Raw genomic sequence first — 9784 nt, 5'->3', positions numbered from 1 at the left:
CAAAGTCAAGCTGCATTATGATATTTATGATCATATTCCTGTCATTCGCAAACACCTGGAGATTCTCAACGAAGGAAGCGAGACGGTGAATCTGGATGCGTTTAAACTGGAGCAGTTGTTCTTTGCAGAACCGGAATCTACAGAAGGAGACATGTCCAGACGTTATCTGCCCAATATCCATATAGAAAGCGATTATACGATGGGCGGTACTTTCTGGGAGTATACGGGTGATCGTACGGAGCACTGGACAACAGACAAGGCGTATACTTCGCAATGTAATTATGAATTGAATACGTTGTGTACACTTGAAGTTTACAATGAAGTCGGACCGGATATAGAAATTGAGCCGGATAAAACATTTGCTTCCTATCAGGTGTATGAGATGCCTGTTGATTCGTATGATCGTGAACGGAAAGGTCTTTTTCTCCGTCGCTTTTATCGGACAGTAGCTCCCTGGACCACGGAGAATCCTATTTTCATGCATTTGACGACGATTGATGAACAGACAGTGAAGCGAGCTGTTGATCAGTGTGTGGAAACAGGCTATGAAATGATCATCCTGTCTTTTGGCTCCGGCATGAATGCAGAAACTACGGATCAGAATCATATTGCCTATATCAAGTCTCTGGTTGACTATGCCCGGAGTAAAGGTATTGAAATGGGAGGCTATTCTTTGCTGGCGAGCCGTTGGATCAGTGAAGAAGTGGATGTAATCAATCCGGCTACCGGAAAACGTGGTGGAGCAACTTTCGGTTCTTCTCCTTGCATTTGCAGTCAGTGGGGAGTGGATTATCTGGCTAAGATTAAGAATTTCTATGAACAGACTGGACTGACACTGTTCGAACATGATGGCTCTTATCCGGGGGATGTCTGTGCCTCTACCAGTCACGCTTATCATAAAGGATTGAATGATTCGCAGTGGAAACAGTTTCATCGGGTAACCGATTTGTATCACTGGTGTCTGGCAAAGGGTATTTCCCTGAATGTTCCGGATTTTTACTTCCTGAATGGTTCCACCAAGACAAGTATCGGATATCGGGAAGTAAACTGGTCGTTACCCAGAGACCGGCAGCTGATTCATAGCCGTCAGGTAAACTACTCCAATACATACGATCGCATGGCATCATCGTGCTGGTCGTTTGTTCCACTGGTAGAATATCATGGAGGAGGTGCTGCTGCTACTCTGGAGCCGTTGAATGAACATCTGGAAACTTATTACCAGATAATGATGGGTAATTATGGTGCGGGGATACAGGCTTGCTACCGAGGTCCCCGGTTGTATGATACGGAAGAGACAAAATCTTGTGTAAAGAAGGTTATTTCCTGGTATAAACATTATCGGGATATCTTGAACAGTGATATCATACACTTGCGTCGTCCGGATGGAAAAGACTGGGATGGATTTATTCATGTGAATCCTTCATTGAAGGAAAAAGCACTGGCTATGTTCTTTAATCCGACTGGTCAAATTATGAAACGTACCATTAAGCTGCCTCTTTATTATACAGGCCTGACGGATAAGGCCCGCATTCGTATGGAAGGAGGTAAGGTGGAAACTTACCGGTTGAACCGCGATTATACAGTAGAAATTACGGTCAGTATTCCGGCGAACGGACATACCTGGCTGGTAGTGGAAAGATGATAAATAAAAAACTCTGAGAATCAGAAATTCTCAGAGTTTTCAGCCTTTAGCTTCACAGCTTCGTACACCCTCAGGGATTCGAACCCTGGACCCACTGATTAAGAGTCAGTTGCTCTACCAACTGAGCTAAGAGTGCATCCACTATAAATTGTCAAATTTCCCGAAAAAATTGTACACCCTCAGGGATTCGAACCCTGGACCCACTGATTAAGAGTCAGTTGCTCTACCAACTGAGCTAAGAGTGCGTTTCTTTTTCGATTGCGGGTGCAAAGGTAGGTTCTTTCTTTGAAACCTGCAAGAAAAAATCTATTTATTTTTTTATCTTTTGTTCGCTGTTTTTCTCTTCTCCCTTGAAATCAAACAATTAAAAAAGGGAACAGAGTCAAAAATATCTGCTCCCTTCCTTTTTTATGGCTTATACCAATTGATATTCGTCGGTATGATACAAATACGGCATGTGTACCTGTTTATATTCGAAGAGTTCTTCCGGTTTGAAGAAACGGTTGATTTCTTCGATGGCTGTTTTAGGAGAATCCGAAGTATGAACGATGTTTTCCTGTGAGCTGACACTGAAGTCTCCCCGGATTGTTCCCGGTATGGCAACGCGTCCGTTGGTTGCTCCAGTCATGGAACGCACAACCTGGATCGCATCCACTCCTTCGTAACAGCATACGATTACCGGAGATGCCATCATGGAATTTTTTACACGTTGGAAGAATGGTTTTTCACTGAGGTGGGCATAATGCTCATTAAGCAGTTCGTCCGTCAGTTGCATCATTTTCATACCAGCCAGTCGAAGGCCTTTCCGTTCAAAGCGAGTAGTGATTTCTCCGATTAGTCCGCGTTGTACAGCTGACGGTTTCAGAATAACGAGAGTTTTTTCCAGACTCATAATGGTGTTATGTTTTTAAGATTAATACAAAGTGTTTTCATGCCACATTCTGTCAGTAGCGGAATATGACGTGCCAAATATACGATTAATTTTGAAAAAGGAGTCAGTTTCGGAGAAAAAAATGCGGTGCATCGTTACTTCCCGCCCGGGGCGGTTGTGAGTATACGGTGCACCGCATTTGAAAAATGTATTGTCCGGCAGTCCGGTTCTTATTCGAAGCAGTAAAGTTCCGAAGGGCTGGTCCGTTTCAGGGGAATGACCTGCAAATCCTGTCCTGTCAGAATTCCCCGTTCCTTCAATGCCATTTCTACGGTCTTGTAAGCCAGTTCCGGGTGATTGTTGTCTTTACTCAGATGACAAAGCCACAGGTACCGGAGTCCTTCGGGTTTATGATTCGCTATATAGTCCGCCATTTCCCGGTTGCTCATGTGACCGTTCGGTCCGGCAATGCGTTCTTTCAGGTGAGCAGGATAAGGTCCCATTCTCAGCATGGTCTCATCATAATTGGCCTCCAGAACCAGATAATTGGCCATGCCGATGTAATGTGCGGCTGTCTCGGTGATATGCCCGATGTCCGTCAGGAAAGCAAAAGTCTTTCCGTCAATCGAGATACAGTAACCTACATTGTCTGTACCGTCGTGAGGCACTTCGAAGCAGGTTATCTGAAAATCCTTCAGTTGCATGGTTTCTCCTTTTCGGATGAAATGCGTATGTGCTTCATCCAGCTTTTCGGTCATGCAGTAACTCCGGTTGATGCCCTGATGTACTTCAGGTGTAGAATATATCGGAATGTTATGTTTGCCCGCCAGGTGTCCGACAGCTTTGATATGATCAGCATGATCGTGAGTGATGAAGACAGCCCGGATCAGTCCCATGTCCAGTCCTCTTTCCTTGAAAACTTTTTTAATGGTGCGTATGCCTATTCCCGCATCAATCAATATGACGTCTGTGTCTGTAGCCAGATAGTAGCAATTGCCACTGCTCCCGCTGGCCAGGCTCATGAATTTTACTTTCATTGCAATAATTTTTTTCGATAAGGGAACGCAAAGATAATAAGATGCCGCGGATTTCCATCATTTATGCGTATATTTGCCCCCGATTTTTTAACGTATAGACCGATGAAGCCACAATTGTTGATTGGAGCCCCTACTTCCGGAAGCGGAAAGACAATGTTTACTTTGGGATTGCTGCGTGCATTGAAGAAGCGCGGTTTGAAAGTTCAACCCTATAAAGGCGGTCCTGACTATATAGATGCGCAGTATCTTACGATTGCTGCCGACAGGGATGCCGTAAATCTGGACACGTGGATGGCTTCGTCGACTCATGTCCAGTATGTCTACAACCGGTATGGAGAAAAGGCCGATGTCTGTGTGGCAGAAGGGATGATGGGGCTTTACGACGGCTATTATCAGATGAAAGGCAGTTGTGCCGAGATTGCAGGCTTGCTGAACATTCCTGTAGTGCTGGTGGTCAATGCGCGTGCAGCGGCCTATTCCGTTGCCCCGGTACTTTACGGATTCAAGCATTTCCGTTCTTCCGTCCGGATTGCCGGTGTGGTGTTCAGCCAGGTCTCTTCCCCTTCTCATTTTGCCTGTCTGAAGGAAGCATGTTCCGATGCCGGTCTGGAATGTCTGGGCTATCTGCCTTATTCGGAAGACCTGCGGGTTCCTTCCCGTCATTTGGGGTTGACCCTGACCGTCAGACAGAGTATGGATGAACTGGCAGAGAAAGCTGCAGCTTTGGTCGAGCAATATATTGATGTCGACAAATTGCTGAACCTGTGTACACGCATCTTCCCGTGCCGTTACACCTTGCCTTATACTTCCGAGCAGGGAGTTGAAGCCATGGAGACGGGACACCGGAAAAAGATGCGTATCGCCGTGGCCCGAGATCCGGCCTTTAACTTTATCTATCGGGAGAACCTGGACCGGCTGGCAGAAAGTGGAAATCTGACTTTTTTCAGCCCCGTTTATGGCAGTGATCTGCCGGATGCGGATCTGGTATACCTTCCGGGAGGATATCCGGAACTGTTTGCCCGCCAGCTGCATCGCCGGAAACGGATGATGCAACAACTTCGCGATTACGCGGAAAGCGGAGGAAAAGTCTTTGCTGAATGTGGAGGCATGATGTTTCTGACCCGTTCGCTGACAGCCCGTAAAGGAGGAACAGCTTATCAGATGACCGGTCTTCTGCCGGTCGACTGTACCATGGAAAATGCGCGTCTGCATCTGGGATACCGCCGGATGGACTATCAGGGCATTTCCCTGCGCGGCCATGAGTTCCATTATTCTTCGATTGCCGAACCCGACACGCTCCCGTCCGTCACGCCGTTGTATAATGTAAAAGGCACGGAAGTCTCAACTCCGCTATACCGTTATAAAAATGTCATAGCCGGATACACCCATTGGTATTGGGGAGAAGCCGATTTGTGGAAACTCTGGGATTAAACCAATTAAAGCTTATGCAAAATCAGAAACTACATCCTGTCATGCTGGCCGGAACCGGAAGCGATGTGGGAAAAAGTGTCCTGGCAGCGGCCCTGTGCCGTATTTTTCTGCAGGACGGATACCATCCAGCTCCTTTTAAGGCCCAAAACATGGCACTCAATTCATACGCCACCCCTCAGGGGCTGGAGATCGGACGTGCTCAGGCCGTTCAGGCTGAAGCCGCAGGTGTACCCTGCCATACAGATATGAATCCTCTGCTGCTGAAACCCTGTTCCGATCAGACCTCACAGGTTGTTTTGAACGGAAAGCCCATCGGCAACAGAGATGCCTGGGATTATTTCCGGGGTAAAGGCTTCGAAACCCTTCGTACTGAAGTCTGTGCCGCTTACGACCGGCTGGCATCCCGTTACAATCCGATTGTGCTTGAAGGAGCCGGCAGCATTTCCGAGATCAATCTTCGTGATAAGGACCTGGTCAATCTTCCGATGGCCCGCCATGCCGGTGCCGATGTATTCCTGGTGGCCGACATTGACCGTGGCGGCGTATTTGCCAGTGCATACGGTTCCGTTGTTCTTCAGACCCCGGAAGACCGGAAGCGCATCAAGGGAATAATTATCAACAAATTTCGGGGGGACCTGCGTTTGTTCGAGTCCGGGATCCGACAGATGGAATCCCTTTGCGGCATTCCTGTGCTGGGAGTAATTCCTTATTACAAGGATATCCATATCGAAGAAGAAGACTCACTGGAACTGGTACAGAAACAACGTGCGGCCGTACAGGGCAAGGTCAATATCGCCGTCGTGCTGCTCCGTCATTTGTCAAACTTTACGGATTTCAATATGCTGGAACGCGATGAGCGGGTCAACCTTTACTACACCAACAATACAGACGATCTTCTGAAAGCAGATATCATTCTGCTTCCCGGTACCAAGAGCACTCTGGACGATCTTTATGAACTGCGCCGTAACGGAGTGGCCCAGGCCATTCTTCGTGCCCATCGGGAAGGAACGATGGTGATGGGAATCTGTGGCGGCTATCAGATGATGGGCCGCGAAATCTGCGATCCCGAAGGTGTGGAAGGCAGTCTGACCCGACTGCCGGGACTGGGACTGCTGCCCATGCAGACAGTCATGCAAAAAGAAAAAGTTACCCGTCAGGTCCGTTTTACACTCGCCGGTGCCACCGGAGCAGGGCAGGGATATGAAATCCATAACGGAACCACACTTCCGGTTGAAGGCGAAACCTATACCCCCTTTACCCGGCTGGAAGACGGAACTCCCGAAGGCTCTATGTCCGGTTCCCGCTGTGTAGGAACCTACATTCACGGCATTCTGGACAACCCCTCCGTCATCGACTGGCTGGTATCCCCCTATGCCGGGAAAAAAGCCGTATCTTCGCCGGATTATGCGGCCTATAAGGAAGAACAATACAATAAGCTGGCAGACCATGTGCGCTCGCACCTCAATATGCCTTTAATTTATCAAATACTGACGGCCCATGATTGACGGACACGGAGACGACGCTTACCGCTACGGACACATACGGGTAAACTTCAGCTCGAATGTATATACCCATGTAAACCATGATTCCCTGAACGGGCACCTGTTCCGGCAGATGGCCTGCATCCGTACCTATCCCGAGCCGGAACCTTATACTCTGGAGCGCGAGCTGGCAGCCCGTTATCAGGTATCCCCGGAGAATGTCTGTGTCACCAATGGAGCCACCGAAGCGATCTATCTGATTGCCCAGGCCTGGCGGGGAAGCCGTTCAGCCATTCTGATGCCGACTTTCAGTGAATATGCCGATGCCTGCCGTCTGCATGCCCACGAGGTTGAGTCCGTGTTTACCCTGGATACCCTTTCCGGCAGAACTTCCCTTGTCTGGCTCTGCAATCCGAATAATCCCACGGGAGAAGTTCGTCCGGCTGACCGTTTGCGCCGGCTGATCGAGGAACATCCCCGGCAGCTCTTTGTCATCGACCAGTCCTATGAAGCCTTTACCTTGAAGGAAGTTCTGGGGGTAGGAGAGACTGCGGCCTTACCCAATGTCCTGTTGCTTCATTCCATGACCAAACGCTTTGCCGTTCCCGGTCTCCGTCTGGGATATCTCACCGGACATAAAGACCTGCTTCAGAAACTGCGGCGCTACCGGATGCCCTGGTCTGTAAATGCCCTCGCCATCGAAGCCGGAACCTATCTGCTCCGTCATGTGTCTGCCTATCAGCTGGATCTGAATGCCCTGCTTGCTGAACGCCAGCGGGTAGCCGGAGAACTGGAAAAGCTGGGCGGGATCGAAGTATGGCCTTCCGATACCCACTACATGCTGCTCCGTCTGCGTGGCGGCAAAGCTTCCGCCCTGAAGGAATGGCTGGCAGACACCCATGGCCTGCTGATCCGTGACGCATCTAATTTTGAAGGGCTCGACGAAGGCTTTTTCCGTATTGCCGTCCAGACTCCGGAAGAAAATAACCAGTTAATTACCGCAATTAAAGAATGGATGTATCAATATTGATGTTCGCACTTCCCCTTGTGGCCGGAGTGCTTTTGGACAAACTGCTGGGCGATCCGTTGTGGCTTCCGCATCCGGTGGTCGGTTTCGGAAAACTGATTGCCTTTTTCGAACATCGTCTGAATCATGGAACCGGCCGGAAGTTCAAAGGTGCCTGTGTTGCCGCAGGCCTGGTTACGCTCACCTGGCTGTCTGCAACCCTCCTGTTGCAGTATGCCTGGCAGATAAGCCTCGTTTTATACGTTTTTCTGGCCGCTACGGGCGTTTTCTATTGTCTGGCGGGTAAGACATTGATTGACGAAGTCCGGATGGTTTTTGAGGCTGCAGACCGCTCCCTTGAAGAAGGCCGCCGTCAGGTAGCCCGCATTGTCGGCCGTGACACCTCCGGACTGACCGATACCGAAGTCCGTACAGCAGCTCTGGAGACTTTGGCTGAGAACCTCAGTGACGGTGTGATTGCCCCCCTGTTCTGGTATCTGTTGCTGGGCGTCCCCGGCATGCTGGCCTATAAGATGGTCAATACCCTTGATTCCATGATCGGTTACCGTAATGAACGCTATCGTGCTTTCGGGTGCTTTGCGGCCCGTCTGGATGATGTAGCCAATTATCTGCCAGCCCGTCTGACAGCTTTTCTGATGGTTCTGGTTACCGGCCGTTTGTCCCTCCTCCGTTTTGTATTCCGTTATGGCCCCCGCCATGCCAGTCCTAATTCCGGATATCCGGAAGCTGCTCTGGCCGGAATTCTGGACTGCCGTTTTGGAGGTCCCCATCAGTATTTTGGCGAATGGGTTTACAAACCCTTTATAGGCAGCCACGAACGTCCGCTTACTTCTCGCGATATGCAGACTGCCATTCGTATCAACCGCCGGGCAGAACTGCTTATGCTCTTGATCATGCTATCTGCCAGCTTTGCCACCCTATATATAAACTTATAGGGGAAAGTGCGGACAGAAATGTAACTATTTTTGTCCGCACTAACTATAATAGTTTAAAAGAAGCCTGGCAAAGCTGGCAGAAATTTGGGAATAAGACCCGCTCCGGTGATTGTAAACCGTTGATAGTTATTTGCTTGAAGAGGTTTCTGATCAGCGGAAGATGGTGCGGAGCAAAATTGCGGAACAAATACATTTCAGGCCTGAATGATATCAGATCAGATGCGAATGTCCCCATTTACAGGCGGTCAATTTCTTCCGGAGACAGTCCGGTGATGTCTGCAATGTCCTGAGTAGGGAATCCCTTTGCTTTCATCCGGATTGCATTTTGCCGGCGCTCTTCCTGCCTTCCTGCTTCCAGGCCTTCCGCTCTTCCTTCTGCTCTTCCTTCTGCTCTTCCTTCCGCTCTTCCTTCCGCTCTTCCTTCCGCTCTGCCTTCCGCACGTTCCGTATTGATGTTGTCTCTCAGGATCACAATATTATCCAGATGGCGGTAATAAGCTTTCAGTTCATCCTTGCTCATGCGGTCCAGTTTCAGCCTTTCACGTGCAGCATTCAGTCCCGGAGCCTGTGCCTGATCTGGAATTTCTCCGGTATTGAGATAATAGATCCATTCTTCCAGCGGTGTTTGGGCAACCTGATTGAAATCGTTCACTTTCAGGATATAATATTCCGGATATAACTGGCTGACTGTGTCGACCTTAAACGTCTGGCGCTGGAATGGAGATAATTCCAGTATATCGTTCTGGTGTATTCCCCGGAATTCTGTTTTCCCGTGATACACAATGTCCTTTCCATGTCCTAATGAGAAATAGACAATGTTGATACTATACACTTTTCTTACCTTGTCGTAGCCTTCTCCCCGGTTGATATATTCAGTCACCAGTTTTGAAGTACCGAAGAGCATACGCTGAAAGTAAGCATATTCATTGTTGTTCTGGATTTCAATCAGCAGCAGAGTCCCTTTGGAGTCCTCGGCCAGCAGATCCACCCGGTTATACTTGTCAAATTCCTCTTCCTGATTGCTTTCGCTTTCAAGCAGTTTCTGTATTTTGATCCGGTCGCGGAGCAGTGTCGTCAGAAAACCTTCCAGTACGGCAAAGTTAGCCTTGTTTCTCAGCAGGCGTTTCATAGCCCAGTCAAAACGGATGTAATTACTCATAATCTTGTGAATTTAAAGGAATAGTACAAAGATAAGTTTTTTAGATGAAACAGACAAATAATGAGCAAGTTATATCGTTTTCTGCCAGCTTTGCCACCCTATATATAAACTTATAGGGAAAGTGCGGACAGAAATGTAAAATTAAAATTTTGTTAATTTGTCCGCACTAACTATAATAGTTTAAAAGAAGCCTGGCAATGC

Annotated in this window: 7 protein-coding genes, 2 tRNA genes and 1 pseudogene; 5 read left to right on the top strand and 5 right to left on the bottom strand. The window is 48.5% G+C overall.

Going from position 1 to position 9784, the window contains the following annotated elements; translation table 11 throughout:
• Window positions 1–1642 (top strand): annotated as a pseudogene (locus BACCOPRO_RS07580) (alpha-galactosidase); the annotation flags it as partial.
• Window positions 1643–1705: 63 nt separating this feature from the next.
• On the opposite strand, the gene BACCOPRO_RS07575 reads toward BACCOPRO_RS07580, so the two are convergent.
• From BACCOPRO_RS07575 to BACCOPRO_RS07560, 4 genes are all read right to left on the bottom strand, one after another.
• A tRNA-Lys gene (locus BACCOPRO_RS07575) sits at window positions 1706–1778 on the bottom strand.
• 36 nt (window positions 1779–1814) lie between these two features.
• Window positions 1815–1887 (bottom strand) — tRNA-Lys (locus BACCOPRO_RS07570).
• A gap of 170 nt (window positions 1888–2057) precedes the next feature.
• The gene (gene ndk, locus BACCOPRO_RS07565) at window positions 2058–2534 is read right to left on the bottom strand and encodes a nucleoside-diphosphate kinase (RefSeq protein ID WP_008142410.1); all 477 of its coding nucleotides are present in this window, start codon (window positions 2532–2534) and stop codon (window positions 2058–2060) included.
• Window positions 2535–2743: 209 nt separating this feature from the next.
• Window positions 2744–3550 carry an MBL fold metallo-hydrolase gene (locus tag BACCOPRO_RS07560; RefSeq protein WP_008142408.1) on the bottom strand — a complete coding sequence of 269 codons (807 nt, stop codon included), beginning with the start codon at window positions 3548–3550 and terminating at the stop codon, window positions 2744–2746.
• A gap of 102 nt (window positions 3551–3652) precedes the next feature.
• Between BACCOPRO_RS07560 and BACCOPRO_RS07555 the strand changes: the two genes are divergently transcribed.
• The 4 genes from BACCOPRO_RS07555 to cbiB are packed head-to-tail and all read left to right on the top strand — an operon-like array spanning window position 3653 to window position 8424.
• Window positions 3653–4981 carry a cobyrinic acid a,c-diamide synthase CobB gene (locus tag BACCOPRO_RS07555; protein WP_040311325.1) on the top strand — a complete coding sequence of 443 codons (1329 nt, stop codon included), beginning with the start codon at window positions 3653–3655 and terminating at the stop codon, window positions 4979–4981.
• 14 nt (window positions 4982–4995) lie between these two features.
• Window positions 4996–6486 carry a cobyric acid synthase gene (locus BACCOPRO_RS07550; RefSeq protein ID WP_040311309.1) on the top strand — a complete coding sequence of 497 codons (1491 nt, stop codon included), beginning with the start codon at window positions 4996–4998 and terminating at the stop codon, window positions 6484–6486.
• The gene (locus tag BACCOPRO_RS07545) at window positions 6479–7492 is read left to right on the top strand and encodes a threonine-phosphate decarboxylase (protein WP_008142405.1); all 1014 of its coding nucleotides are present in this window, start codon (window positions 6479–6481) and stop codon (window positions 7490–7492) included. The genes BACCOPRO_RS07550 and BACCOPRO_RS07545 overlap by 8 nt, the downstream gene beginning before the upstream one ends.
• The gene (cbiB, locus tag BACCOPRO_RS07540) at window positions 7474–8424 is read left to right on the top strand and encodes an adenosylcobinamide-phosphate synthase CbiB (protein WP_040311308.1); all 951 of its coding nucleotides are present in this window, start codon (window positions 7474–7476) and stop codon (window positions 8422–8424) included. The genes BACCOPRO_RS07545 and cbiB overlap by 19 nt, the downstream gene beginning before the upstream one ends.
• A gap of 235 nt (window positions 8425–8659) precedes the next feature.
• Here the strand turns inward: cbiB and BACCOPRO_RS07535 are convergent, their stop codons facing one another.
• Window positions 8660–9583 carry an Rpn family recombination-promoting nuclease/putative transposase gene (locus tag BACCOPRO_RS07535; protein ID WP_008142402.1) on the bottom strand — a complete coding sequence of 308 codons (924 nt, stop codon included), beginning with the start codon at window positions 9581–9583 and terminating at the stop codon, window positions 8660–8662.
• Window positions 9584–9784: the final 201 nt, after the last annotated feature.

The organism is Phocaeicola coprophilus DSM 18228 = JCM 13818 (assembly GCF_000157915.1).
Taxonomy (GTDB): Bacteria; Bacteroidota; Bacteroidia; order Bacteroidales; family Bacteroidaceae; genus Phocaeicola; species Phocaeicola coprophilus.
The sequence above is the reverse complement of the archived record's forward strand: the minus strand, read 5'-3'. Positions and strand labels throughout refer to the sequence as shown.

Bases quoted from the DNA above. Each gene is read 5' to 3' on its own strand.
- ndk (WP_008142410.1), bottom strand. From the start codon at position 2,534: ATGAGTCTGGAAAAAACTCTCGTTATTCTGAAACCGTCAGCTGTACAA.
- BACCOPRO_RS07560 (WP_008142408.1), bottom strand. From the start codon at position 3,550: ATGAAAGTAAAATTCATGAGCCTGGCCAGCGGGAGCAGTGGCAATTGC.
- BACCOPRO_RS07555 (WP_040311325.1), top strand. From the start codon at position 3,653: ATGAAGCCACAATTGTTGATTGGAGCCCCTACTTCCGGAAGCGGAAAG.
- BACCOPRO_RS07550 (WP_040311309.1), top strand. From the start codon at position 4,996: ATGCAAAATCAGAAACTACATCCTGTCATGCTGGCCGGAACCGGAAGC.
- BACCOPRO_RS07545 (WP_008142405.1), top strand. From the start codon at position 6,479: ATGATTGACGGACACGGAGACGACGCTTACCGCTACGGACACATACGG.
- cbiB (WP_040311308.1), top strand. From the start codon at position 7,474: ATGGATGTATCAATATTGATGTTCGCACTTCCCCTTGTGGCCGGAGTG.
- BACCOPRO_RS07535 (WP_008142402.1), bottom strand. From the start codon at position 9,583: ATGAGTAATTACATCCGTTTTGACTGGGCTATGAAACGCCTGCTGAGA.